The organism is Microbacterium sp. UNCCL10, assembly GCF_000746195.1.
GTDB classification, from domain to species: Bacteria; Actinomycetota; Actinomycetes; order Actinomycetales; family Microbacteriaceae; genus Microbacterium; species Microbacterium saccharophilum.
The window spans coordinates 321,279-345,908 of sequence record NZ_JQKT01000008.1 but is presented as its reverse complement, the minus strand read 5'-3'; the positions used below and the strand labels follow the sequence as shown (position 1 = coordinate 345,908).

25 protein-coding genes and 2 tRNA genes are annotated in these 24,630 nt (G+C 69.1%); 11 read left to right on the top strand and 16 right to left on the bottom strand.

What is annotated here, in order from left to right; translation table 11 throughout:
• Nucleotides 1-38: 38 nt before the first annotated feature.
• Together BR85_RS10210 and BR85_RS10205 are read right to left on the bottom strand one after the other, a co-directional pair.
• Nucleotides 39-899, bottom strand: a complete 861-nt coding sequence (locus tag BR85_RS10210; protein ID WP_028496211.1) for a rhomboid family intramembrane serine protease — start codon at nt 897-899, stop codon at nt 39-41.
• A gap of 10 nt (nt 900-909) precedes the next feature.
• The gene (locus BR85_RS10205) at nt 910-1,467 is read right to left on the bottom strand and encodes a peptidylprolyl isomerase (RefSeq protein ID WP_028496212.1); all 558 of its coding nucleotides are present in this window, start codon (nt 1,465-1,467) and stop codon (nt 910-912) included.
• An 89-nt stretch (nt 1,468-1,556) separates the two neighbouring features.
• Here BR85_RS10205 and BR85_RS10200 point away from each other — a divergent pair, with 89 nt between their 5' ends.
• Nucleotides 1,557-2,132 (top strand): hypothetical protein, encoded by a 576-nt coding sequence (locus BR85_RS10200; RefSeq protein WP_028496213.1) that lies wholly within the window; start codon nt 1,557-1,559, stop codon nt 2,130-2,132.
• Nucleotides 2,125-2,598, top strand: a complete 474-nt coding sequence (locus BR85_RS10195) for an aminoacyl-tRNA deacylase (protein ID WP_028496214.1) — start codon at nt 2,125-2,127, stop codon at nt 2,596-2,598. The genes BR85_RS10200 and BR85_RS10195 overlap by 8 nt, the downstream gene beginning before the upstream one ends.
• Here BR85_RS10195 and BR85_RS10190 read toward each other — a convergent pair.
• The 10 genes from BR85_RS10190 to dnaA all read right to left on the bottom strand — a co-directional run bounded on the left by BR85_RS10190 (nt 2,595) and on the right by dnaA (nt 13,214).
• Nucleotides 2,595-3,029, bottom strand: a complete 435-nt coding sequence (locus BR85_RS10190) for an NUDIX hydrolase (protein WP_028496215.1) — start codon at nt 3,027-3,029, stop codon at nt 2,595-2,597. The two genes, BR85_RS10195 and BR85_RS10190, sit on opposite strands and share 4 nt — an antisense overlap.
• 72 nt (nt 3,030-3,101) lie before the next feature.
• Nucleotides 3,102-3,174: transfer RNA gene (locus tag BR85_RS10185), tRNA-Ala, on the bottom strand.
• Between the two features lie 17 nt (nt 3,175-3,191).
• Nucleotides 3,192-3,265 (bottom strand) — tRNA-Ile (locus tag BR85_RS10180).
• A 71-nt stretch (nt 3,266-3,336) separates the two neighbouring features.
• Nucleotides 3,337-3,741, bottom strand: a complete 405-nt coding sequence (locus BR85_RS10175) for a DUF3566 domain-containing protein (RefSeq protein ID WP_028496216.1) — start codon at nt 3,739-3,741, stop codon at nt 3,337-3,339.
• Nucleotides 3,738-6,329, bottom strand: coding sequence for a DNA gyrase subunit A (gene gyrA, locus BR85_RS10170; protein ID WP_028496217.1), 2,592 nt, complete (start codon nt 6,327-6,329; stop codon nt 3,738-3,740). The genes BR85_RS10175 and gyrA overlap by 4 nt, the downstream gene beginning before the upstream one ends.
• A gap of 25 nt (nt 6,330-6,354) precedes the next feature.
• Nucleotides 6,355-8,394: a DNA topoisomerase (ATP-hydrolyzing) subunit B gene (gyrB, locus tag BR85_RS10165; protein ID WP_028496218.1), complete on the bottom strand. Its 2,040-nt coding sequence runs from the start codon at nt 8,392-8,394 to the stop codon at nt 6,355-6,357.
• A gap of 123 nt (nt 8,395-8,517) precedes the next feature.
• On the bottom strand, nt 8,518-9,003 hold the full coding sequence (locus tag BR85_RS10160) for a DciA family protein (protein ID WP_028496219.1): 486 nt from the start codon (nt 9,001-9,003) through the stop codon (nt 8,518-8,520).
• Complete coding sequence (gene recF, locus BR85_RS10155; protein ID WP_028496220.1) at nt 8,996-10,150, bottom strand: DNA replication/repair protein RecF; 1,155 nt, start codon at nt 10,148-10,150, stop codon at nt 8,996-8,998. Before recF ends, BR85_RS10160 begins: the two co-directional genes overlap by 8 nt.
• A 63-nt stretch (nt 10,151-10,213) precedes the next feature.
• Nucleotides 10,214-11,356: a DNA polymerase III subunit beta gene (gene dnaN, locus BR85_RS10150; RefSeq protein ID WP_028496221.1), complete on the bottom strand. Its 1,143-nt coding sequence runs from the start codon at nt 11,354-11,356 to the stop codon at nt 10,214-10,216.
• Between the two features lie 442 nt (nt 11,357-11,798).
• Nucleotides 11,799-13,214, bottom strand: a complete 1,416-nt coding sequence (gene dnaA, locus BR85_RS10145; protein ID WP_028496222.1) for a chromosomal replication initiator protein DnaA — start codon at nt 13,212-13,214, stop codon at nt 11,799-11,801.
• 308 nt (nt 13,215-13,522) lie between these two features.
• On the opposite strand from dnaA, the gene rpmH reads away from it, so the two are divergent.
• The 9 genes from rpmH (at nt 13,523) to BR85_RS10100 (ending at nt 19,260) form a co-directional block, all read left to right on the top strand.
• Nucleotides 13,523-13,660, top strand: a complete 138-nt coding sequence (gene rpmH / locus BR85_RS10140; RefSeq protein WP_026302947.1) for a 50S ribosomal protein L34 — start codon at nt 13,523-13,525, stop codon at nt 13,658-13,660.
• A 9-nt stretch (nt 13,661-13,669) separates the two neighbouring features.
• Nucleotides 13,670-14,008 (top strand): ribonuclease P protein component, encoded by a 339-nt coding sequence (rnpA, locus tag BR85_RS10135; RefSeq protein WP_028496223.1) that lies wholly within the window; start codon nt 13,670-13,672, stop codon nt 14,006-14,008.
• Between the two features lie 11 nt (nt 14,009-14,019).
• Entirely contained in the window at nt 14,020-14,361 is a 342-nt protein-coding gene (gene yidD / locus BR85_RS10130; RefSeq protein WP_051526287.1) for a membrane protein insertion efficiency factor YidD, read from the top strand.
• A gap of 6 nt (nt 14,362-14,367) precedes the next feature.
• The gene (gene yidC, locus BR85_RS10125) at nt 14,368-15,471 is read left to right on the top strand and encodes a membrane protein insertase YidC (protein WP_028496225.1); all 1,104 of its coding nucleotides are present in this window, start codon (nt 14,368-14,370) and stop codon (nt 15,469-15,471) included.
• Between the two features lie 32 nt (nt 15,472-15,503).
• Complete coding sequence (locus BR85_RS15425; protein ID WP_028496226.1) at nt 15,504-16,007, top strand: Jag family protein; 504 nt, start codon at nt 15,504-15,506, stop codon at nt 16,005-16,007.
• Nucleotides 16,008-16,023: 16 nt separating this feature from the next.
• Entirely contained in the window at nt 16,024-16,656 is a 633-nt protein-coding gene (gene rsmG / locus BR85_RS10115) for a 16S rRNA (guanine(527)-N(7))-methyltransferase RsmG (RefSeq protein WP_028496227.1), read from the top strand.
• Between the two features lie 330 nt (nt 16,657-16,986).
• Nucleotides 16,987-17,919 (top strand): ParA family protein, encoded by a 933-nt coding sequence (locus BR85_RS10110; protein WP_028496228.1) that lies wholly within the window; start codon nt 16,987-16,989, stop codon nt 17,917-17,919.
• A complete protein-coding gene (locus BR85_RS10105) occupies nt 17,919-18,884 on the top strand; it encodes a ParB/RepB/Spo0J family partition protein (RefSeq protein WP_028496229.1) in 966 nt (321 codons plus the stop codon). Before BR85_RS10110 ends, BR85_RS10105 begins: the two co-directional genes overlap by 1 nt.
• A 34-nt stretch (nt 18,885-18,918) precedes the next feature.
• On the top strand, nt 18,919-19,260 hold the full coding sequence (locus BR85_RS10100; RefSeq protein ID WP_028496230.1) for a hypothetical protein: 342 nt from the start codon (nt 18,919-18,921) through the stop codon (nt 19,258-19,260).
• Nucleotides 19,261-19,328: 68 nt separating this feature from the next.
• Here the strand turns inward: BR85_RS10100 and trxA are convergent, their stop codons facing one another.
• From trxA to BR85_RS10080, 4 genes are all read right to left on the bottom strand, one after another.
• Nucleotides 19,329-19,652: a thioredoxin gene (trxA, locus tag BR85_RS10095; RefSeq protein ID WP_028496231.1), complete on the bottom strand. Its 324-nt coding sequence runs from the start codon at nt 19,650-19,652 to the stop codon at nt 19,329-19,331.
• A gap of 75 nt (nt 19,653-19,727) precedes the next feature.
• Nucleotides 19,728-20,714: a thioredoxin-disulfide reductase gene (gene trxB, locus BR85_RS10090; RefSeq protein WP_028496232.1), complete on the bottom strand. Its 987-nt coding sequence runs from the start codon at nt 20,712-20,714 to the stop codon at nt 19,728-19,730.
• A 96-nt stretch (nt 20,715-20,810) separates the two neighbouring features.
• Nucleotides 20,811-22,409: a murein biosynthesis integral membrane protein MurJ gene (gene murJ, locus BR85_RS10085; protein ID WP_028496233.1), complete on the bottom strand. Its 1,599-nt coding sequence runs from the start codon at nt 22,407-22,409 to the stop codon at nt 20,811-20,813.
• Nucleotides 22,402-24,549, bottom strand: a complete 2,148-nt coding sequence (locus BR85_RS10080; RefSeq protein WP_051526257.1) for a DUF6049 family protein — start codon at nt 24,547-24,549, stop codon at nt 22,402-22,404. Before BR85_RS10080 ends, murJ begins: the two co-directional genes overlap by 8 nt.
• Nucleotides 24,550-24,630 lie beyond the last annotated feature (81 nt).

Below are 24,630 nucleotides of genomic sequence, written 5' to 3'. Positions count from 1 at the left end.
CACCCTGTGGATGAACCTGTGGATAACTCCCCGCTCGCTCAGGCGTAGACGAACGCGGGGATGACGAGGAGCGCCAGCAGCGCGACCGCGATCCCGATCAGCAGCCAGAGCTGCGCACGCTGCTGACGGATGGCCCGTGTGCGGGCGAACACGAATCCCACGAGCAGGCCCACGAGCCCGCCGCCGATGTGCGCCTGCCACGAGATGTTCGATCCGGGCAGGAACGTGATCACGAGGTTCAGGCCCAGAATCACGGCGATCGCGGTGACATTGGCGCCCAGGTGCCGGCCGATGACGAACATCGCGCCGAGCAGACCCCAGACCGCACCGGAGGCTCCCACGACCCACGTCCCCGGGGCCAGCAGCGCGACGAGCACCGACCCGCCGAGCGCGCTCAGCAGGTAGAGCGCGAGGAAGCGCATCCGCCCCAGCAAGGGCTCCAGACTCCGGCCCAGCGCCCACAGCGCCAGCATGTTGAGAGCGACGTGCCAGATCCCCGCGTGCACGAGCGTCACGGTGACCAGCCGCCACGGCTCGAACGCGTACACCGGCAGCACGTACAGGCTGTTGAAGGCCAGCGCGGACCGGATCACTCCGCCGATACCGGGGATCAATCCGACGAGGAACAGCGCCGACGTCAGGATCACGAGCGCGTAGGTCACGACGGGGCGGTCGGACTGCCCGCGCGCCCGGCGCCGCGGCATCCGCGTCACCGTCGCGGCCTTCGCACCGCGCTGCTGCTCGGCGAGACACTCCGGGCAGATGACGCCGACCGGCATCTGCGTCTGGCACTCCGGGCAGATGGTGCGCAGGCAGCGCTGGCACAGCACGAAGCTCTGCCGATCCGGATGCCGGTAGCAGTAGTTCTCCGGGTTGCTCCGGTAGTCGGTGGAGCTCACGCGCGGTGCGTCAGACGGCGACGACGTCGACCGAGGAGAGGACGACCGGCTCGACGGGGCGATCGCCGGCGCCGGTGGGCACGGCGGCGATGGCGTCCACGACGGCACGCGACGCGTCATCGGCGACCTCGCCGAAGATCGTGTGCTTGCCCTGCAGCCAGGGGGTCGGGTCCGTCGTGATGAAGAACTGCGACCCGTTGGTCCCCTCGGGCTTGCCCGTGATCGCGTTGCGACGCAGACCCGCGTTGGCCATCGCCAGGACATAGGGCTTCGTGAAGTCGAGCTCGGGGCTGATCTCGTCGTTGAACGTGTAGCCGGGGCCGCCGACGCCCTGGCCGAGCGGGTCGCCACCCTGGATCATGAAGCCCGGGATGATGCGGTGGAAGACGACGTCCTTGTACAGCGGGCCCTCGCCCGGCTGGCCGGTGGCGGGGTCGGTCCAGGCGCCGGTGCCGTCTGCGAGGCCGGTGAAGTTCTGCACCGTGCGCGGTGCGTGATCGCCGAAGAGGTTGACGACGATGTCGCCGTGGTTGGTGTGCAGAGTCGCGACAGCGGTGTGAAGGGCCATGCCTCCCATTCTCACATCTGTCAACCCCTCGCGCGTTCGCCGTGGTCTGGCAAGATGGGGGGAAACGTCTCCGATTAGAGGAGGGCCCCGTGAGCCTGAGCCGCAAGCGCAAGAAGGAACTCCGCAAGCTTCAAGAGCAGGCCAACAACCTGTGGGAGTCGCAGCAGGTTCTGCTGGGGCAGGTGGGTGCGGTCGCCCGCGAAGCCGGCCGCCAGCTGGGCAACTACAGCCGTGAGCAGGTGGCGCCGACCGTGCAGCACACGTACGAGAAGTACGCAGCACCCTACGTCGACAAGGGCGTGACGACCTCCAAGCAGGTCTACAACCGGAAGCTCGTCCCCGCGGCGGGCGCCGTCGTCGGCTCTGCCCTGTCGGTGTGGGATGCCGCGAACGACACGCGGGAGCGTCTCGCCGCGGGCCGCGCGCCGAGCCCGGTCGATTTCGCCGCCTTCGCCAAGCGCGCCGAGAAGCACGGGAAGGATGCCGCGAAGCGGCTCACCATCCGGGAGGCTCCGGCACCCAAGGGCCTCGGTGCCGGAAGTGTCATCGCGATCATCCTCGGTGTGGGCGCCGCCCTGGGCGTGCTCTACGCCGCGTGGCAGACGCTGCGCGCCGACGACGAGCTGTGGGTGGCGGACGACCCGCTGCGCGCACCGGATGCCTGACCCGCTCGACCGGGTCAGAACCGCCGCAGCAGAACGCGGCCTCGACATCGAGCTGCGCCCCCGTCCGGAGGCGCGCAGTCTCGTCGAGGCCGCGTCGCTGTTGGGGCTGCAGCCCGCGGACATCACCAAGACGCTCGTGGTCAAGCGAGCGGACGACACCTACCTGTTCGCCCTGATCCCCGGGGATCGGGCGATCTCGTGGCCGAAGCTGCGTGCCGTGGTGGGTGTGAACCGTCTGCAGCTGCCCGATCCCGCCCTCGCCCTCGCCGCCACCGGCTACGAGCGCGGCACGATCGTGCCCATCGGCAGCACGACGCCGTGGCCCGTCTACGCGGACGAGTCGATCCGGGGCCGCCGCATCGCCATGGGTGCGGGCGCCCACGGCTACAGTCTGTTCGTCGAGGCGGATGCGCTCATCGCGGCGTACGACGGGATCGTCGCCGACATCTCGCAGGAGATCCCCTAGTCCGGGCTCAGCACGCCCGCCATCCGCAGCCCGACGTCGACGAGCTTCACATGCGGAAGCTGCGGGACGGCGCTGACCGGGAACCAGTCCGCCCGGTCGGTCGACCCGTCGACCTCATTGCGCAGCCGTCCCCCGGTGATATGGGCGCGGTAGAGGATGCGCAGGGCGTGCAGCGCCTCCGTGTGCCCCGGCTGCACGCGCCGGGACGCCGGGATCACGTGCGAGTCGATGCCGAGGAGTCCGTCCAGCTGCACCCGGAAGCCGGTCTCCTCGCGCACCTCGCGTCGTGCCGCCGTCTCGGGATCCTCACCGGGCTCGAGTCCGCCGCCGGGCAGAGTCCACGCCGCGCGGCGCCCCTCGACCCAGTGCGCGAGCAGCACGTGGTCGCTGTCGTCGATGATGACGGCGTACGCCGCGACGCGCAGGTCCATTCCGGCACCCTACCGAACGCGGCCCCCGGAACGTCGAAGAGGCCGGCCCGATGGGCCGGCCTCTTCGTCCTGTGGAGCCTAGGAGATTCGAACTCCTGACATCCTGCTTGCAAAGCAGGCGCTCTACCAACTGAGCTAAGGCCCCGCGGGGGATGTGTTGTGTGGGGCTACCAGGACTTGAACCTGGGACCTCTTCATTATCAGTGAAGCGCTCTAACCGCCTGAGCTATAGCCCCGTCTGGAGATCGGCGTCGCCGCCGTCAACCTCCAAGACTTTACCCGAATCACGGGCAATCCCGAAATCCGGTCAGTTCGAGGTGAACCCCACGAGCAGACCGCCCGTGACCTTGACCATCAGGTTGTAGATCCCCGCGACGACGGCGCCCAGCACCGTCACGACGATGAGGTTGAGGATCGCGACGATCGCGGCGAACGCCATCACCTGCGGGAGGTTCAGGAACGCGCTCAGCTGGAAGCTGCCGTCCGTGAACGCGAGGAAGAACTCGTCGAGCTTGCCGATGAGGTTCGTCGTCTGCAGGACCATGAAGATGAGGAACACCGACACGATCGTCACGATCGCGAGGGCGACCGCCGCCAGGAACGACAGCTTCACGGCGGACCAGAAGTCCACGTACACCAGGCGCAGGCGCACCTGCTTGGAGCTGGTCTTGCTGGACGATTTCTTGGCCAGCTTGTCGGCTACCGTGCTCATGCGTCAGTGTCACTCTCTTCGGGGCTCGCAGGCGGGGCGTCATCTGCGGCGGCGGAGGCGGCATCCTCGGATGCCGCGGCTTCGGCGGCCTGAGCCAGCCCACGCTCACCGTTGCGGGCGATCGCGAGGATGCGATCGTCGTCATCGGGGCGGGCGAACACGACACCCATGGTGTCGCGACCCTTGGCGGGGACCTCGGCCACGGCAGAGCGTACCACCTTGCCGCTGGCAAGAACCACCAAGACCTCGTCGTCCTCGGCGACCATCATGCCGCCCGCGAGCACGCCGCGATCCTCGTTCAGCTTGGCCACCTTGATGCCGAGTCCACCGCGTCCCTGGACGCGGTACTGGTCGACGGAGGTCCGCTTGGCGTAGCCGCCCTCCGTGACGACGAACACGAAATCGGTGTCGCGCGCGACGGATGCCGACAGCAGACTGTCGTCCTCGCGGAACGACATCCCCTTCACGCCCTCGGTCGCGCGGCCCATCGGCCGGAGCGAATCATCGCCGGCCGTGAAGCGCAGCGACATGCCGTGACGGGAGATGAGCAGGATGTCGTCGGTCTCGTCGACCAGCAGGGCGCTGACCAGCTCGTCGCCGTCCTCGTCGTCCTGGCCGCGCAGGCGGATCGCGATGATGCCGCCCTGCCGGTTGGTGTCGTAGTCGGTGAGCGCCGTCTTCTTGATCTTGCCGTCGCGCGTCGCGAGCACGAGGTACTGCGCGGCGCTGTAGTCGCGGAGGGCCAGGATCTGCGCGATCTCCTCGCCGGGCTGCAGCGCGAGGAGGTTCGCGACGTGCTGGCCCTTCGCATCGCGGCCGGCCTCCGGGACTTCGTAGCCCTTCGAGCGGTACACGCGCCCCTTCGTCGTGAAGAAGAGGAGCCAGTGGTGGGTCGTCGTGACGAAGAAGTGCTCGACGACGTCGTCGGCGCGCAGCTGCGCGCCCTTGACGCCCTTGCCTCCGCGGTGCTGCGAGCGGTAGTTGTCGCTGCGGGTGCGCTTGATGTACCCGTCGCGGGTGACGGTGATGACCATCTCCTCCTCGGGGATCAGGTCCTCCATCGACATGTCGCCGTCGAAACCGTGCAGGATGTGCGTGCGGCGCTCGTCGCCGAAGCGGTCGACGATCTCGGTGAGCTCGTCGCGGATGATCGTGCGCTGCCGGAGCGGGCTCGCGAGGATCGCGTTGTAGTCCGTGATCTTCAGCTCGAGCGCCGTGGCTTCGTCGACGATCTTCTGCCGTTCGAGGGCGGCGAGGCGACGCAGCTGCATCGACAGGATGGCATCCGCCTGCGCGTCGTCGATCTCGAGCAGGGCCTTCAGGCCTTCGCGCGCCTCGTCCACGGTCGGGGACCGGCGGATGAGCGCGATGACCTCGTCGAGCGCATCGAGCGCCTTGAGGTAGCCGCGCAGGATGTGCATGCGCTTCTCGGCCTCGCGGAGCCGGTACTGCGTGCGCCGGACGATGACCTCGACCTGGTGGTCGATCCACAGCGTCACGAATCCGTCGAGCGGCAGCGTGCGGGGCACGCCGTCGACGATCGCGAGCATGTTGGCGCCGAAGTTCTCCTGCAGCTGCGTGTGCTTGTACAGGTTGTTGAGGACGACCTTCGCGACGGCATCGCGCTTCAGGACGATGACGAGGCGCTGACCCGTGCGGTCGGAGGTCTCGTCGCGGATGTCGGCGATGCCGCTGAGCTTGCCGTCGCGGGCGAGGTCGCGGATCTTGGCGGCGACGTTGTCGGGGTTGACCTGGTACGGCAGCTCCGTGACGACGAGGCACGTGCGCCCCTGGATCTCCTCGACGTTGACGACGGCGCGCATCGTGATCGAGCCGCGGCCCGTGCGCTGCGCGTCGCGGATGCCGCGGGTGCCGAGGATCTGCGCACCGGTCGGGAAGTCCGGCCCGGGGATGCGCTGCATGAGCTGCTCGAGCAGCTCCTCGCGCGGAGCGTCGGGGTTCTCCAGCGACCAGAGCGCACCGTCGGCGACCTCGCGGAGATTGTGCGGGGGGATGTTGGTCGCCATGCCGACGGCGATGCCGACCGAGCCGTTGACGAGGAGGTTCGGGAACCGCGCCGGCAGGACGGTGGGCTCCTGCGTCCGGCCGTCGTAGTTGTCCTCGAAGTCGACGGTCTCCTCGTCGATGTCGCGGACCATCTCGAGGGCCAGCTGGGCCATCTTGGTCTCGGTGTACCGCGGGGCGGCGGCGCCCATATTGCCGGGCGAGCCGAAGTTGCCCTGGCCGTCGGCGAGCGGATAGCGCAGCGACCACGGCTGCACGAGGCGGACGAGCGCGTCGTAGATCGCGCTGTCGCCGTGCGGGTGATACTGGCCCATGACCTCGCCGACCACGCGCGCGCACTTCGAGTACGCCTTGTCCGGACGGTAGCCGCCGTCGTACATGCCGTAGATGACGCGGCGGTGGACGGGCTTGAGGCCGTCGCGGACGTCGGGCAGTGCGCGCCCGACGATGACGCTCATCGCGTAGTCCAGGTAGCTGCGCTGCATCTCGACCTGGAGGTCGACCTGGTCGATGTTGCCGTGCGAGTAGCCCTCGGGGAGTTCGGGGCGCTGTTGGTCAGTCATGTTCTCTCAGTTCCGTTCGCAGCGCTCAGATGTCCAAGAAGCGGACGTCCTTGGCGTTGCGCTGGATGAACCCGCGCCGCGCCTCCACGTCTTCGCCCATCAGCACGGAGAAGATCTCGTCGGCGGCGGCCGCGTCGTCGATGGTCACCTGGCGGAGGGTCCGCGTCTGCGGGTCCATCGTGGTCTCCCACAGCTCCTTGGCGTTCATCTCGCCGAGACCCTTGTAGCGCTGCACGCCGTTGTCCTTCGGGATGCGCTTGCCGGCCGCGAGGCCATCGGCCATCAGGGCGTCGCGCTCCCGGTCGCTGTAGACGTACTCGTGCGGCGAGTTCGACCACTTGAGGCGGTACAGGGGCGGCTGCGCGAGGTACACGAAGCCGGCCTCGATGAGCCCGCGCATGTAGCGGAAGAGGAGGGTGAGCAGCAGCGTCGTGATGTGCTGGCCGTCGACGTCGGCATCCGCCATCAGGACGATCTTGTGGTACCGGGCCTTCTCGACGTTGAAGTCCTCGCCGATGCCGGTCCCGAAGGCGGAGATCATCGCCTGGATCTCGGCGTTGCCGAGGGCGCGGTCCAGGCGCGCCTTCTCCACGTTGAGGATCTTGCCGCGGAGGGACAGGATCGCCTGCCGCTCCGGGTCGCGACCGGAGACGGCGGAGCCGCCGGCGGAGTCACCCTCGACGAGGAAGATCTCGCTGATCGACGGGTCCTTGCTCGTGCAGTCCTTGAGCTTGTCGGGCATGGATGCCGACTCGAAGACGCTCTTGCGCCGTGCCGTCTCGCGGGCCTTGCGGGCCGCCATCCGCGCCGTCGCGGCGTCGATGGCCTTCATGATGACGCGCTTGGCCTGCGCCGGGTTGCGGTCGAGCCAGTCGGTGAGCTGATCGCCCACGACCTTCTGGACGAACGCCTTCGCCTCGGTGTTGCCGAGCTTCGTCTTGGTCTGCCCCTCGAACTGCGGCTCGGAGAGCTTCACCGAGATGACCGCGGTGAGTCCCTCGCGGATGTCCTCGCCCGTGAGGTTGTCGTCCTTCTCCTTGAGCATGCCCTTCTCGCGGGCGTACTTGTTGATGTTCACGGTCATCGCGGCACGGAAGCCCTCTTCGTGGGTGCCGCCCTCGTGCGTGTTGATCGTGTTCGCGAACGTGAAGACGTTCTCGGTGTAGCTCGTCGTCCACTGCATGGCGAGCTCGAGGGAGATGTGCCGGACGGTGTCCTCGGCCTCGACCTCGATGATCTCGTCGTTGACGACGTCGGCCTTGCGCACCTTGTTGAGGTACTCGACGTAGTCGACGAGGCCGCGCTCGTAGAGGAAATCGTCGTGCTTCTGCACGGTCTGCGCCGTACCGTCCTCGCCGTCGACGATGTACGAGGAGTCGGGCCGCTCGTCGCGCAGGGTGATGCGGAGGCCCTTGTTGAGGAACGCCGTCTGCTGGAAGCGCGTGCGCAGGGTGTCGTAGTCGAACGACACCGTCTCGAAGATCGTGTCGTCGGGCCAGAACGTGATGGTCGTGCCGGTCTCGTCGGTCTCCTCCGCCATGGCCAGGGGCGCCTCGGGCACACCGCCGTCGCGGTAGGTCTGCCGCCAGGCGTGGCCCTGCCGCTTGACCTCGACGTCGAGGCGCGTGGAGAGGGCGTTGACGACGGAGGATCCGACGCCGTGCAGACCGCCGGAGACGGCGTAGCCGCCGCCGCCGAACTTTCCGCCGGCGTGCAGCACGGTGAGCACGACCTCGACGGTGGACTTGCCCTCCGCCTTGTGCATGTCGACGGGGATGCCGCGGCCGTTGTCGACGACGCGCAGAGCGCCGTCTTCGAGGATCGTGACGTGGATCGTGTCGCAGTATCCGGCGAGAGCCTCGTCGACGGAGTTGTCGACGATCTCGTAGACGAGGTGGTGCAGGCCCCGCTCGCCCGTCGATCCGATGTACATGCCGGGGCGCTTGCGCACCGCTTCGAGCCCCTCGAGCACCTGGATCTCATCGGCCCCGTACTCGGCCGGAACCTTCGCGGCCGGCTGCGGGGGGAGATCCTCGGGAACGCTGTCGGGGGTTTCAGACGTCATATGTTTCGAGCGCTCCACATCGTTCTTGCAGTGTGGTCCCAGTCTATCGTGAAACGCCTGCCGAGCTGGGCGAAAACGGCCCTGTGGCGCGTTGAAACCTCCTCAGAGGTCGCAGGACGTGGTTCAGCCGTAGGTATCGCGAGGACCGCGCCCTGGAACGGCTCTGGGGCCCCATTTCCAGGAGGGGACGTCCGGGCCCACGAAACGGAGGTTCTGCACACCGGCGTCCGGGAAGCGCGCCATGATCTCGGTGAGGATGACCCCGCGCATGAGGTGGAGGTTCTTCGCCCAGGCCGTGGAATCGCACTGGACGGTCAGCACGCCGTCGCCGAGGGCGACCGGATGCGCATGCCGCGCGGTCTCGGCACCGGCCACTTCCTCCCACTGCAGCACGAGGTCCTCCCGTGCGAGCGCCGGGTCCCAGCCGGCTTGCCGGGTGAGGTCGGCCAGCAGGTCGCCGACGCCCTTCGGGTCGCGTCCCGGGGCGAACGGGAGGTTCTCGTCGTCATCGCGCTTGCGCCGTCGGCGCTTCTTCGCCATCGACGGCTCGAGACCGCGCAGGCGCAGGTACGTCGCGACCGTCTCCGGGATGCCGTCGGCGTCAGACATCGGCTGCCTCGCTGATCGTGCCGGCCTCGACGCGCACGGTGCGGGCGCGGAGCGCGGCCGGCACGTCCTCCTCGACCGCGGCCGTGACGATGACCTGCTCGAAGTCGGCGACGACGCCCGCCAGACGCGACCGGCGGTCGGCATCCAGCTCGGCGAAGACGTCGTCGAGGATGAGCACGGGGTCGCCCAGGCGCGACTGCTCGCGCAGGAGCCGCGCCGAGGCGAGGCGCAGCGCGAGGGCCACCGACCAGGACTCGCCGTGCGACGCGTAGCCCTTGACCGGGAGTCCACGCACCCGCATGAGCAGGTCGTCCCGGTGCGGGCCGACGAGCGTCATCCCGCGCTCGAGCTCGGCGGGGCGCTTGGCGGCGAGGGCCTGCCGGAAGAGCGACTCGATCCCCGCGGCGTCGGCGACCGTCGCGGACGCGTCGCCGTCCTCCGGATCGGCACCGCTCACGGTCAGCGCCCACTCCAGCTCGGGCCGGTGATCGGCGCCGGCGATCGCGGTGTACGCCTCGGCGACCGGAACAGCGAGGTCGGCGGCGAGGGCGAGCCGCGCCCGGATCACCTCGGTGCCGAGTTGGACGAGCTTGTCGTCCCACACCTCGAGGGTCGACAGCGCGTCACCCCGGATGCCGCGCGCCCGCGCCGATTTCAGGAGCGCCGTTCGCTGCCTGAGCACCCGGTCGTAGTCCGCGAGCACACCGGCCATGCGGGGGGTGCGCTGGATGAGGAGCTGATCGGCGAAACGGCGGCGCGAGGTCGGGTCGCCGCGGACGATCTGCAGGTCCTCGGGCGCGAAGAGCACGACCTGCGCATACCGGGGCAGCTCCGCCGTGCGGGTCGGTGCCCCGTTCACGCGAGCCTTGTTGGAGCCGGTCCGGTTCAGCTGGACCTCGAGCAGGATGCGGCGATCGCCGTGTGCGAGCCGGGCCCGCACGATCGCGGCGTCCGCCCCGTGCCGGACCATGGGAGCGTCCTGCGACACGCGGTGCGAGCCGAGCGTCGCGAAGAACGCGATCGCCTCCGCGAGATTCGTCTTGCCCTGACCGTTGCGGCCGACGAAGACGTTGGCACCGGCGGCCAGCGTCACGTCGGCTGCCGCATAGTTGCGGAAGTCGACGAGGCTGAGCTGCTCCACGATCACCAGATCACCCTAATCCGCGCCCCTGACCTCGCCGTGTGCGCCGAGGACCGGCGACGTCGGGGTTCAGCGGAGCAGGAGATTGGGCTGCAGGAGGTACTTGAAGCTCTCCGGGCCGCCCGAGGTCTGCGGCGTCACGAGGACGGGGCTCAGCTTGTTGGCGTTCTCGCTCGAGGTGAACGTGATCCGCGTGAACTCGCTCTTGACGGCGCCGAGCGCTTCGAGCAGGTACTGCGGGTTCAGGCCCAGCGTGACGTCCTCCCCGGTGAGCGTCGCGTCGACGGACTCGGTGGCGCGGGCCTGCTCGGTGCCGGAGGCATCCATCGAGACGCCCTCCTCGGAGAACGTGAACCGCAGCGGCGCCGACCGGTCGAGCACGAGTGCGACACGGCGGACGGCCTCGACGAGCTCGGCGGTGTTGACCACCGCGTAGTGATCGGTCTGCTCGGGGAACAGGCGCCGGACCGGCGGGAAGTTCCCCTTGATCAGCAGCGACGTGACGGTCTTGTTGCCCGCGGTGAAGGCGATGATCTCGCGGTCGCCGGAGCCGGAGAACGACACCTTGATGTCGCCGGAGTGCGCGAACGTCTTGCCGACCTCGGTGAGGGTGCGGGCCGGCACGAGCGCCGTCGTGGAATCTTCATCGCCCACCGTGCCGCCGTCCCAGGGGATGTCGCGGAGTGCGACGCGGTAGCGGTCGGTCGCCACGAGGCTGAGCTGCGTGCCGGCCACCTCGAGCTGCACGCCGGTGAGCACGGGGGTGACGTCGTCACGAGACGCCGCGAAGGCCACCTGCGCGATCGCGGTCGCGAAGTCCTCGGCGGGCACAAGACCGGAGTCGCCGGACACCTCGGGGATCGCGGGGTATTCCTGCACCGGCATCGAGGCGAGGGTGAAACGTGCGGAACCGCACGTGAGCACGATGCCGCCGTCTTCGGCCACGGAGATCTCGATCGGCGCATTCGGCAGGCGGCTCGCGATCTCGGACAGCAGTCGGCCGTGGACGAGGATCGTGCCGGGCTCGTCGACGGTCGCCTCGATCGTCGTGCGGGCGGATGCTTCGTAGTCGAAAGCGGCGAGCGACAGACCGTCTTCGGATGCCTCGATGAGCACACCGGCGAGGATCGGCTGCGGGTTGCGCTGCGGAAGGAGCTTCACAACGAACGACACGGCCTCGCTGAACACATCGCGATTCACGTGGAACTTCACTGGCGCTCCCTTGACGTCGAGTAGGGCCTTCCCATGCTAGTGCCCTCGCTCCCGGCGTTGTGCGCCACGACGGCCTGGGCCCCGCTCCGGCCCGTTCGCCCTTGAGGTGATCGGATCGGGATTTCGAAGAGGGAGAGAGATGTCATGGTGTTAACCGCTGTGGAAACTGTGGATAACTCGGCCGATCCCGCTGACGGAGCCGAAACCACATCGGTGTAACTTGTGGGCCGGCTGCGGAATCCGCGTGTTCTCCGGTGCAGCCGTCGTCCGGGCGTCGAACCTGTCATCCACAGGGATCCGCGATCCGCTCACAATCATCCGGATCGGACGAGGAGTTATCCACAGGCTTTCCACACTGTGCAGAACGTCATGATGGACACCCGCGCGACGGGTGTCAAGCGCGGGTGAGGGAATATATCGGCCGATGGCGGACCGAGGCGGGTCAGCGGCCGACGCGACCGAGCTGCGTCGTGATCTCGGACACCTGGTTGTAGATCGAGCGCCGCTCCTTCATGAGCTCGCTGATCTTCTTGTACGCGTACATGACGGTGGTGTGATCACGGTTGCCGAAGAGCTGCCCGATCTTCGGCAGCGACAGGCTCGTGCGCTCCCGGCACAGGTACATCGCGATCTGACGGGCCGTCGCGACGGCCTGGGAGCGGCTGGAGCCGTAGAGGTCGTCGACGGAGAGACGGAAGTACTGCGCCGTCGCGGTGATGATGTCGGTCGGCGAGATCACGTTGGCATCGTCATGGTCGACGATGTCGCGCAGCACCGTCTGGGCCAGCGAGATGTCGAGCGACGAGCGGTTGAGGCTCGCGAAGGCCGAGACGCGGATGAGGGCGCCCTCGAGCTCGCGGATGTTGGAGGAGACCTTCGTCGCGATGTACTCGAGGACCTCGTCGGGCACGAGGAGCCGTTCGCTCTGCGCCTTCTTGCGGAGGATCGCGATGCGGGTCTCGAGGTCGGGCGCCTGGACGTCGGTGATGAGACCCCACTCGAACCGGCTGCGCATGCGGTCTTCGAAGCCGGTGAGCTGCCGCGGCGGCACGTCGCTCGTGATCACGACCTGCTTGTCGTGGTCGTGGAGCGTGTTGAACGTGTGGAAGAACGCCTCCTGCGTTTCCTGACGACCCTGCAGGAACTGGATGTCGTCGATGAGCAGGATGTCGACATCCCGGTAGCGCGCCTGGAAGGCGGAGCCGCGGTTGTTGGCGATCGAGTTGATGAAGTCGTTCGTGAACTCTTCGCTGGAGACGTAGCGGACGCGGATGCCGGTGTACAGGTTCAGCGCGTAGTCGCCGATGGCATGCAGGAGATGGGTCTTGCCGAGGCCGGAGTCGCCGTAGATGAACAGCGGGTTGTAGGCCTTCGCCGGCGCCTCGGCCACGGCGACCGCGGCCGCGTGGGCGAAGCGGTTGGACTGGCCGATGACGAAGTTGTCGAACGTGTACTTCGGGTTGAGGCGGGTGTCGTTGCGCGTGGCGGGTGCCGCCTGCTCGGCATAATCCTCGGCGGCGGGGCGCGGGATCACCGGCTGCGTCGCGGACTGCACGGGCACGGGGGCCGTGAGGTGCGCGTCGGCGAGCTCCGGATTCACCACGACGCGGAAGGCCGAGGCGGAAGGCTCGGCATGCACGTGGGCGAGGGCCTCCATGATGGGGGCGCGCAGTCGCTTGTTCAGCTGTGCGGCGGTGAGGTCGTTCGGCACGTCGAGATAGAGCGTGCCGCTCATGACCCCCTGCGCGACGGCGAGATTCAGGAATCCCTGCAGCTGTGGCGTGACGCGGTCGTCATCGGCGAGCACATCCAGCACAGCCGTCCAGACCGGGACGTCCGGAAGATCGTGCGAAGACATGTCCCCCCAAGGGTAGAAAGCGCGGGTGACAGTCGATCGGATACGCTGTCCACACCTGTGGATAAGTGCCCGAGCCACGCTAGTCACCGCGTCGTGCGGAGCCAAATCCACTGTAGATCCGGTCCGCGTGTCGTCGCCAGGATGTCTGGGAGGTCGGTGGATAATGACACGTTTCCGCGGACCCGGTTTGGGTAATCCGGCATGTCGACGTATTCTTAGTCGGTTGACTTATGCCCTCGCGGGCAGTCCCCTGTACCTGTGTCCCCGGTCTAGAGCGTTCGGGTGACGAGCCGATCCGGAGTGATCTCATGAGCAAGCGCACGTTCCAGCCCAACAACCGCCGCCGCGCCAAGAAGCACGGCTTCCGCGCCCGCATGCACACGCGTGCCGGTCGCGCGATCCTCTCGGCTCGTCGCGCCAAGGGGCGCACCGAGCTCTCGGCCTGACCTGACCCGGTGCTGGCGCGCGGGAACCGCATCACCCGCGGGGCGGAGTACAAGGCCGTCGTCCGCAGGGGTGCCCGCTGCGCCGCCGCGCACACGGTGACCTACGTGGTCACGACCTCCGAGGCTCGTTCGGCGCGCTTCGGCTTCATCGTCAGCAAGCAGGTGGGATCCGCGGTCGTCCGCAACACCGTGCGGCGCCGGCTCAAAGCCGTGTGCGCCGATGCGCTCGGCGGCGTCCGCGACGGCACGGACGTCGTCATCCGCGCCCTGCCCGGTGCGGCGACCGCCGAATACGGCGAGCTCCGCGACGAAGTGGCCCGCTGCCTCAGCCGGAAAGCCGCGGCGTGAGTTCCGCGACGCTGCCGGCGTCGGCGACGGGCGACGCGCACTTCTCGGCATCCGACATCCTCACCGCCGTTCCCCTCCTTCCCCGCAACGCGGTCCTCGCGGTGCTGCACGCCTATCGCGCGACCATCTCGCACGCGTACGGCGACGTCTGCAAGTACTACCCCTCGTGCTCGGCCTACGCCGTCGGCGCGGTCCAGCAGCACGGTGCCGTCAAGGGCGCGGCGCTGGCCGCCGCCCGCATCGCGCGCTGCCACCCCTGGGCACAGGGCGGCATCGACGATGTACGCCCGCGCGAGGGATTCCGACACCACCTGACTCCGCACGGATTCGTCGTGCCCCCCAGAAAGGACTGATCCGTGCTGGATCTTCTCTTCGCCGCCGCCGCCACCCCGACGCCCGACGCGTCCGCGGGCGGCTTCGACCTCTTCAGTACGATCCTCTGGCCGCTGAAGTGGCTCGTCGAACTGATCCTCGTCGCCTGGCACGCGATCTTCACCTTCTTCGGCCTCGGCACGAACGACGGCATCACGTGGGTGCTGTCGATCGTCGGCCTCGTCCTCGTCGTCCGCTCGGCTCTGATCCCGCTGTTCGTCAAGCAGATCAAGAGTCAGCGAAAGATGATGGAAATCGCCCCTGAACTGCGGAAAGTTCAGGACAAGTACCGCGGTAAGAAGGATCAGCTCTCTCGCGAGGCGATGAGCCGCGAGACCATGGCGCTGTACAAGAAGCACGGCACGACCCCGGTGTCGGGGTGTCTCCCCCTGCTCGTGCAGATGCCGATCTTCCTCTCCCTCTTCTACACGCTCAGCGACGTCAAGAAGCACGCCGAGGCCGGTCTCGGCGGCGTGGGGTTGCTCAACCCCGAGCTGACCCTCGAGTTCTACGACGCCAAGCTCTTCGGCGTCGCTCCCCTGCACACGAGCCTCATGGAAGCCATCCAGCTCCAGCCGGCCGGCTGGGAGGCCACGGTCACGATCCTCGTGATCCTCGTGATCCTCATGATCGGGTCGCAGTTCATGACCCAGCTGCAGATCATCTCGAAGAACCTGTCGCCGGAGGCCAAGACCGGCCAGGCGTACCAGATGCAGAAGATCATGCTCTACGTCCTGCCGCTGGCGTTCATCTTCTCCGGTGTCTTCTTCCCGCTCGGCGTCGTCATCTACTGGTTCATCTCGAACCTGTGGACGATGGGTCAGCAGTTCCTCGTCATCCGCAACATGCCCACGCCCGGCTCGGAGGCGGCGAAGGCCCGCGAGGAGCGGCTGGCCCGCAAGGGGAAGGCGCTCGACTCCCAGGGCAAGATCGTTCCCATCGAGAAGTACGAGGCCGAGCAGCAGCGTCTCTACGAAGAGGCGCAGCGCGCGAAGGAGCAGGCGCCCAAGCGTCAGCAGCCCGTCGGCAAGCAGCGCGCGAAGAAGCAGGGCAACAAGCCCAAGCCCCAGAACCCGCCCGTCGACCACTGACGTCGACCACTGACATCGATCAAGGACCGTCAATGACCACCTCTCCCGAATCGACCGAGCAGCGCCACAGCACGAGCGTCGAGCACCTCGAGCAGGAAGGCGACATCGCCGCCGACTACCTCGAGGCCCTGCTCGACATCGCCGACATCGACGGCGACCTGGCGCTGGATGTGCGCGGCGACCGTGCCTACGTCTCGGTGGAGAACGACGTCGAGGGATCGCTCGACCTCCTCTCCGACCCCGACACCGTGCAGGCGCTCCAGGAGCTGACCCGCATCGCCGTCCAGACGAAGACCGGACGCTTCTCGCGGCTTATCCTCGACATCGGCGGATCGCGCGACACGCGTCAGAAGCAGCTCGAGAAGCTCGTGGACCGCGCCATCGCACGTCTGGATGACGGTGCGTCGCAGGCATCACTGCCCGCCATGTCGAGCTACGAGCGCAAGCTGGTGCACGACATCGTGGCGGAGCGCGGGTTCGTGTCGGAGTCGTACGGTGAGGCCGCCGACCGGCACACCGTCATCCGCCGCGCGTGATGTTTCACGTGAAACAGTGACGGTGGAGATCGAGCGGGAACCCGCCGGCGTCGACGCCCTGTTCGGCGCCCGCGCGGATCTGGCGCGCCGGTTCACGGCGGCGCTGGGTGCCCACGGCGAGGAGCGCGGTCTCATCGGACCGCTGGAACCGCCGCGCCTGTGGTCCCGGCACATCCTCAACAGCGCGGTCGCCGCGCCGCTGTTCGCGGCGGGATCCCGGGTGGGCGACATCGGCTCCGGTGCCGGCCTCCCCGGCCTCGTGCTCGCCATCGCCCGACCCGATGTGCGGTGGGTGCTCATCGAGCCGATGGAGCGCCGCGTCGCATGGCTCGACGAGCAGGTCGCGGACCTGGGGCTGGACAACGTCGAGGTCGTGCGTGCGCGCGGCGAGGAGTGGCGTGAGGGCCCCGTCCTCGACGCCGTGACCGCCCGGGCCGTCAGTGCCTTCCGCACACTCATCCCCCTCACTGCGCCGCTCGTCCGGGACGGCGGTGAGCTGATCCTCCTCAAGGGCGCCAACGCCGCCAACGAGATCACGGCAGCGGACAAGCAGATCCGGCGCTACAAGCTCTCCCATGTGCGTGTGGAGCCGGTCGGCGAGGGCGTCGTGGACGAGCCCACGCGGGTCATCCGCGCCACCGTGCGCTGAGCGGCTCCGCACCGTTTCACGTGAAACATCCGGTCGCCGACGGGGGGGCGGATGCAGTGATTGATCGAGTGACATGCCGAGACGCGTCAGCGACGTTTCACGTGAAACGCGGCACGGCGTCGCGTGACCGGTCGAACGGTGACCGGCTCCGAGGTCGCACCCGCCTCCGATGCCCGGTTTCACGTGAAACATCCCGCCCGACCCTCGCGCTGGATCGGGAGCGCCGGTCGCCCGTGTTTCACGTGAAACACTGACGCGCCGACACGGCGTCGGTGGCGTCCGCGCGCTCGACTACAGTGGGATGAGCCCCCGGTACGACAGGAGTTGCAGGTGCAGGAATCGGAGTACGCGACCTCTCCCGCACCCTTCTCCCTCGGCGACACCCCGCTGGCCCGCGAGATCGCCGACCTCTCGTCTCGGCGTCGGGCGCTGGAGAAGGTCACCCTCGAGTTCGGCGGACCGACGCGGGTCGTGACGGTCTCGAACCAGAAGGGCGGCGTCGGAAAGACGACGACGACCGTGAACATCGCCTCCGCGCTCGCGCTGGTGGGCGCGCGAGTGCTCGTGATCGACCTCGATCCGCAGGGAAACGCCTCCACGGCGCTCGGTGTGCCGCACACGGCGGACATCCCGAGCGTCTACGACGTGCTCATCGACGAGTTCCCTCTCGCGGAGATCGTGCAGACGAGCCCGGAATCCCCGCTGCTGCTCTGCGCTCCGAGCACCATCCACTTGGCCGGCGCCGAGATCGAGCTCGTGTCACAGGTCGCGCGGGAGCACCGGCTGCGCACCGCGCTGGAGGACTACCTCGCGGCGGCCCCCGAGCACATCGACTTCGTGCTCATCGACTGCCCGCCGTCGCTGGGACTGCTGACGATCAACGCGTTCACCGCGGCGAACGAGCTCATGATCCCGATCCAGTGCGAGTACTACGCGCTGGAGGGCCTGAGCCAGCTGCTCGGCAGCGTCCGCATGATCCAGAAGCACCTGAACCCCGCACTGCACCTCTCCACGATCCTGCTGACCATGTACGACGGCCGGACCCGGCTCGCACAGCAGGTCGCCGAGGAGGTGCGCAGCCATTTCCCCGCCGAGGTGCTCCGCACCGTCATCCCGCGCTCCGTGCGCGTGTCGGAGGCACCCAGCTTCGGCCAGACGGTGGTCGCGTACGACGGCCAGTCGGCCGGGGCGATCGCCTATCGCGAAGCCGCGGTGGAGATCGCACGACGAGGGCACACGCACGACGACGAGGAGAACAACTGATGGCGAAGCGAACCGGATTGGGGCGCGGCATCGGCGCGCTCATCCCCACCTCGGAGGCCAACGAGGCCGGTGCCGCGCGCCCGGTGGACGTCTTCTTCCCCGGTGCGTCGATCGAGCAGGCTTCTCCTGCGGAGGATGTCGCCGAGCTGATCGCGATCCCCGGCACCTCCTTCATCGAGGTGGACCCGCACGACATCGTCCCCAACCCCCGGCAGCCGCGCACCCACTTCGACGCCGACGATCTCGCCGAGCTCGTGCACAGCGTGCGGGAGTTCGGCGTCCTGCAGCCGGTCGTCGTCCGGACGAACGAAGACGGCAAGTACGAGCTCATCATGGGCGAGCGCCGGACGCGCGCCGCGCGCGAGGCGGGGCTGACCGCCATCCCGGCGATCGTCCGCGACACGTCGGACGAGCACCTGCTGCGTGACGCGCTCCTGGAGAACCTGCACCGCTCCCAGCTGAACCCGCTCGAAGAGGCCTCGGCCTACCAGCAGCTCCTCGAGGACTTCGGGATCACGCAGGAGGAGCTCGCCGGCCGCATCGGCCGTTCCCGCCCGCAGATCAGCAACACGATCCGGCTGCTCAAGCTCCCCGTTCCCGTGCAGCAGCGCGTGGCGGCGGGTGTGCTGAGCGCCGGTCACGCCCGGGCCATCCTGTCGCTCGAGGATGAGACGGCGATGAGCCGCCTGGCCGACAAGATCGTGAACGAGGACCTGTCGGTGCGCGCCGCCGAGGCGGCCGCGAAGCTCCCGGATGCCGGGTCGACGCGCCGCGTGGCACCCAAGGCCGGTGCCCGCCGGGCGCATCTCGATGAGGTCGCGGAGCGGCTCGGAGACCGCCTGAACACGAAGGTCAAGATCAACCTGACCTCACGAAAAGGCCAGGTCATCATCGATTTCGCTACGATTCAGGATCTCAACCGCATCCTGTCCGAGATCGGCGACGACGGATTCGGCGCGCTCTGATCCACCTCGCAAACGGTCGTCGTAGGCTGGATGGGTGACCGATCGTCAGAACCTCCCGCGGCGTGCGAGCCTCGAGGTTCTGCGCGCGGAATCGGCGGACGAGCTGTCGGTGCTCGTCGAGGAGCGTGTGCGCGGCGGCGAGGACCCGTGGGACTTCATGGAGGATCTCCCGACGGTCGATGAGCTCGTCGTTCTGACACTGCGGGCCGAGAACATCGCCGCCGACGGCGGCAATCGGCCGAGCGCGGCGCGCAACTACCGCGTGCTGCGACAGATCGCGCTCGACTACCCCGATCTGACCCGGGCCGTGTGGCGTCTGCTGGGCAGCGAGCCGCACCGCACGTGGGATGCGTCGGTGCGCGCGGAGGCCTCCTGAACGGCAGCCGGGCATAGAAGAAGCCCCGGTCAGATGTGTATTCCGACCGGGGCTCCCGATGTCTTGCGTCAGGCGATGTACGCCGCGAGGTCCTGCTCGAGCGCGAACTTCGGCTTGGCGCCGATGATCGTCTTCTCGACCTCGCCCTTGCTGAAGACCTTCATCGCGGGGATGGAGGTGATCTGGTACTCCATCGCGAGGTTCGGGTTCTCGTCGACGTTGAGCTTGAGGACGGTGATCTTCTCCGGGTGCTCGGTCGCGATCTCGTCGAGGATCGGGCCGACCATGCGACACGGTCCGCACCAGGCGGCCCAGAAGTCCACGAGGACCGGGCCCTCGGCGTCGATGACGTCCTGCTGCCAGGTGCTCTCGCTCGTGGCCTTGGCGGTCATATGTCTGTCTCCTTCGGAATCGACACGCGGTGTGTCCAACAGGGTGGAACGCGCGGGGCGCGCGGTTTGTTCCGGTCAGGCGACGCCCACGTCGGCGAGGCCGTCGATCTCCGCGACCTCCGTGGCCGGCAGGCCCGCATCGCCCCGTGCCGCGAGGTAGTGCTCGACGTCCAGGGCGGCGACCGTTCCGCTGCCCGCTGCCGTGACGGCCTGGCGGTACGTCGGGTCGATGACGTCGCCCGCCGCGAACACGCCGGGGACCGACGTGCGTGACGTGCGGCCGTCGACCCACACCGTCCCGTGCTCGGTCAGCTCGAGGCTCTGGTGCACGAGGTGCGTGCGCGGGTCGTAGCCGATCGCGACGAATACGCCCTGAAGCGGGAGTTCACGGGTGGATCCGTCGACGGTGTCCTGCAGGACGACGCCGGTCACGGCATCCTCACCGAGGATGTCGACGACCTCGCTGTTCCAGACGAACTCGATCTTCTCGTTCGCCATCGCGCGGTCCTGCATGATCTTGGAGGCGCGCAGCTCGCCGCGGCGGTGGATGACGTACACCTTCGATGCGAACTTCGTGAGGAACGTCGCCTCCTCCATCGCGGAGTCGCCGCCGCCCACGACGGCGATGACGCGTTCGCGGAAGAAGAAGCCGTCGCAGGTGGCGCAGTAGGAGACGCCGCGACCGGACAGGCGGGACTCGCCCTCGATGCCGATCTTGCGGGGCGCGGAGCCGGTCGCGAAGACGAGGGACTCCGCCTCGTGGGTGGCACCGCTGCCGAGCGTGACCTTCTTGATGTCGCCGGAGATGTCGAGCTCGACGACGTCGTCGTAGAGGACCTCGGCGCCGAAGCGCTCGGCCTGCTCCTGCATCTTCGCCATCAGGTCGGGGCCCATGATGCCCTCGGGGAAGCCGGGGAAGTTCTCCACCTCGGTGGTGTTCATGAGCTCGCCGCCGGCCTCGACGGAGCTGGCGATCACAAGCGGTTCGAGGTTCGCGCGCGCCGCGTAGATGGCGGCGGTGTATCCCGCCGGTCCCGAGCCGATGATGATGACCTGCCGCACGGCGTTGCCCCTCTCAGATGCGGGGCGCCAACCGCCCCAGAGCATTCAACCCATGGTAAGCGCGGGGCATTCCCCACGGCGCCGCGACAGGCGTCTCTAGCGACGCGGGAGGAACCGGCGCGCCGCGCCGAGGGCCGTCCGGAGCTCGGGAGCGCGGAGGAGCCCGAGGACGGCGAGGTACACGAGGAGCGCGACGGCGGCGATGGCGAGCGTCGCGAGGACCGCGGGGCCCTTGTCCGAGGCCGCCCAGCCCTCGACGCCGCCGAGGAGGAGGAAGGTGAGCCACCCGGCGGCGGCGGCGGGGACCGCGGCCGCGAGGAAGCGCAGGTACGACAGAGCCGCCGGGCGGAGCCCCAGCGGGCCGATCTTGCGGCGCAGCAGCCAGACCGCGAGGCACAGCTGGACGATGTTCGCGATCGACTGTCCGAGCGCGATGCCGAAGCCGAGGAGGGGCAGCGGGAGGAGGACGAACGCGGCGATCGCCGTGACGATCACGAGCACGGCCTGCACGGCGGTGAACACGAACGGCGTTCGGGTGTCGTGGTGCGCGTAGAACGTGCGCTGGATGCCGAACTGCATCGACAGCGGGAGGAGCGCGATGAGGTATCCGCCGAGGACGAGGGCGAACTGCACGGCCCCGCTCGGGCCGTCCGTGAAGATCCGCGAGACGGGCACGATCGCTGCGACGATCGCCGCCAGCGCGCCCACCATGAACACGCCGATGATGCGGATGGATGCATCCAGGTCGGTGCGCACCTCGTCGTGGCGACCGGCCGCGACGTGCTCGCTGAGGCGGGTGAAGTACGGGGTGCCGATGGAGAGCACGATCACCGAGAACGGCAGCATGAAGACGAGCCACGCGTACTGCAGGGCCGCGACCGACGCGCCCTCGCCGGATGCCCTGCCGACGAGGTTCGTCTGCACGAGGCCGGCGAGCTGACCGACGACGACCATGAGGAAGGTCCAGCCGGCCAGGCGCGCGATGTGCCGGAGACCGATGCCCCGCCAGGCGAAGTCGGGCCGGACGTGCAGGCCGGCACGGCGCCAGAACAGCAGGAGCACGAGCGCCTGCGCGACGATGCCGAGGGTCGCCGTGCCGCCCATGACCGCGACCATCTCCGGCGTCCATCCCGTCGCGTCGCGGTGCAGGCCGAAGAGCCAGATGAAGGCGGCGAAGCCGGCGATGGAGACGACGTTGTTGATGATCGGCGACCACGCGAACGGACCGAAGACGCGGCGCGCATTGAGGATTTCGCCGAGCAGCGCGTAGAGGCCGTAGAACAGCAGCTGCGGGAGGCACCAGTAGGCGAAGGCGAGGGTCAGCGCCGCGCTCTCCGGGCTGAGCTGCGAGCCGTACAGCTGGACGAGCAGGGGCGCGGCGATCACCGCGACGACGGTCGTCGCGGCGAGGGCGACGACCCCGAGCGTCAGCAGCTTCGAGACGAAGGCGCTGCCGCCGTCCCGGTGGGCGGCGGCCTTGACGATCTGGGGCACGATCACGCCGGCGAGCAGCCCCGAGGAGATGATCGCGTAGATGTTGTTGGGCAGCTGGTTGGCGATCGCGAACGAGTCGGCGGCGCGCGTGCCGATCGTGCCCAGCGCGGCGGCCAGCACGATGTTGCGCAGGAGTCCCGTGATGCGCGAGACGAGCGTTCCGGCCGCGACGGTGGCACTGGCGCGGGACAGGCTAGACATCGGCGTCCTCGGTGGCTTCGTCGGTGGAGTGCGGCGCGGCTTCGTCGGCCGTGGCCTCGTCGGGTGCCGCCGCGCGCCGCCGCCGCATCCGCAGCACGGTCCGGATGACGCCGAAGACCAGGAGACCGGCGACGAGGACGGCCATGACGATGACGCCCACCGACTCCCACTCGGCCCGCACGCTGACGCCGACCGCGACCGGCTCGCCGATGGCGACCATCGACGGGCTCCGCAGCTGCAGGTCGATCGTGGACTCCCCGGAGCCCACGCGGGCTTCGACGCGTACCTCGGCGCGGGTGTTCTGCGCCGCCTCGGCGTCGACCGGGGTGGTCCGCTGCACGACGAGGCGCGCGTCGTTGGGCGCTGCGATGAGGACGAGCGAGACGGGCCAGCGCAGATCGTTGCGGATCGAGAAGCGCATCGGCGCGGCCGACCCGAGCAGCGTCTTGTCGCCGGCGCGGACGATCGCCACGGCGCCGAGCGTGTCCTGGGTCTGCGCGCGGTGGTCGGCCACGGCGTCGCCCCACGACCCGAGCTCTCCCCGCCAGCCGTTGCCGAGGAGCTGCAGCACGGCGGCCCGCTCGGCTCCCGTGATCAGGGTCGGGTCGGCGAGGATCGTCGCGAACGCCGTCAGCTCGGTCTCGTCGTCCTGGAACGCGCGGAGCGCGGCGACGCGCGCGACGTCGGGCTGCACCGACTGCAGGTCGACGGTGGCCGGCGTGCCGGCGAGGACCTCGCGCAGGGTCACCGCCGAGCGGCCCGGAAGCCCCGTCGCGGTCGCGATGGCATCGTGCAGGGCGGCGCGGGAGCGGTCGGCGCCGCGGTCGACGGTCACGAGCAGCGTGGCGCCGGGGACTTCGCGGCCGGCTGCCTGGGCGTAGGCGGCCGCGGCGGCCTGCGCGGCGGCGCGGGGAACGGCATCCTCGGTCGCGGCGGCGGTCTGCAGCGCCTCCGAGACGGCCGCGTCGTAGACGAGCAGCTGCGCGTCGCCGGCCACGGCGCGCGCGGGCACCGCGCCCGCCGCGGTCGTCACGCTGGAGGGGACGAGCGTGAGGGATGCCGCCCCGTCGGGGGCGACGTCGCCCAGTGCCGCGACGGTCTCCGCCCCCGCGGTGCCGCTCGCGGGCCAGAAGATCGTCCCCGCGGAGGCCCCGATGCCGGTGAGCGCCTCGAGGTCGGGGAGGGACGCCGCACTGCCGGGGGTCGGGCTCGGTTCCGGGGAGGCGGCGGTGCCGGTGAAGTTCGCCGCATCCAGGTAGGAGGTGAGGGGCAGGGGGGAGAGCGGGCGGCCCAGCCCCGCGGCGATCTGCGATGCCAGGTCGGCGTCGCCGAACTGCAGTGCGAACCGCGAGTTCGGCAGGGCCAGCAGTTCGTCGAGCCAGCTGACGGCTGCGGGGGGCGCGGACTCGCCGAGGACCCGGATGGCCGCCGGGAGGGCGGGATCGATGGCGAGGACGGCGGCCGTGCCGGCCACGGCGTCGAGCTGGTCGCGCAGCGTCCCCCCGTCGGCGGTGAGCTCGCGGAGCTGGTCCGCCGTGAGCAGTCCGTCGCTCAGCGCCCCGGCCGTGATCGGGACGACGACGGCGATGTCGGCCGATGCGGCACCCGCATCCGGGACCGTGATGACGCTGGCGGACGTGAGTTCCCCCTGCGCCGAGGCGTAGGTCGCCAGGAGCGGGTACACGCCCGGCCCCAGGCCGTCGACGCCGGTGGAGGCGGACTCGATGGCGATCGTCGTGGTGCGCGCGCCGTGCGCGGCGAGCGAATCGATCGTCGTCGACGCGATCGGTGTGAGCGGCAGCGGCGGTCGCTCGTCGCCGAGCCACGCGTCCAGGGAATCGCGGGTGGCCAGCGCGTCGCGTCCGATCGCGATCGTGACATCCCCGGCCGCCACCGTCGAATCGGTGGGATTGCCCGCCGTGAGGGAGACGATGAGGCTCTGCCCGTCGGCGACGACGCCGTTTCCCCGCGGACCCATCGCGAACGTCAGGGGCGGGCTGGCGGGCAGTCCGGCGGCGACGGCCGCGAGCGGTGACGCGACGAGGGCCAGGATCGCCGCCGCCGCGACCGCGAGGCGCGTGCGCGACGCACGCCGCGGACGCGCGGCACGTGGGCCCGATGAAGGCGAAGTCAGGGTCATGGCGGGGATTCACTCCTGTGCGATCCATGACCGCACGATCAGGTGCGATTCTATGGTCCCGGCCCTGAGCGCTCCCCGTGA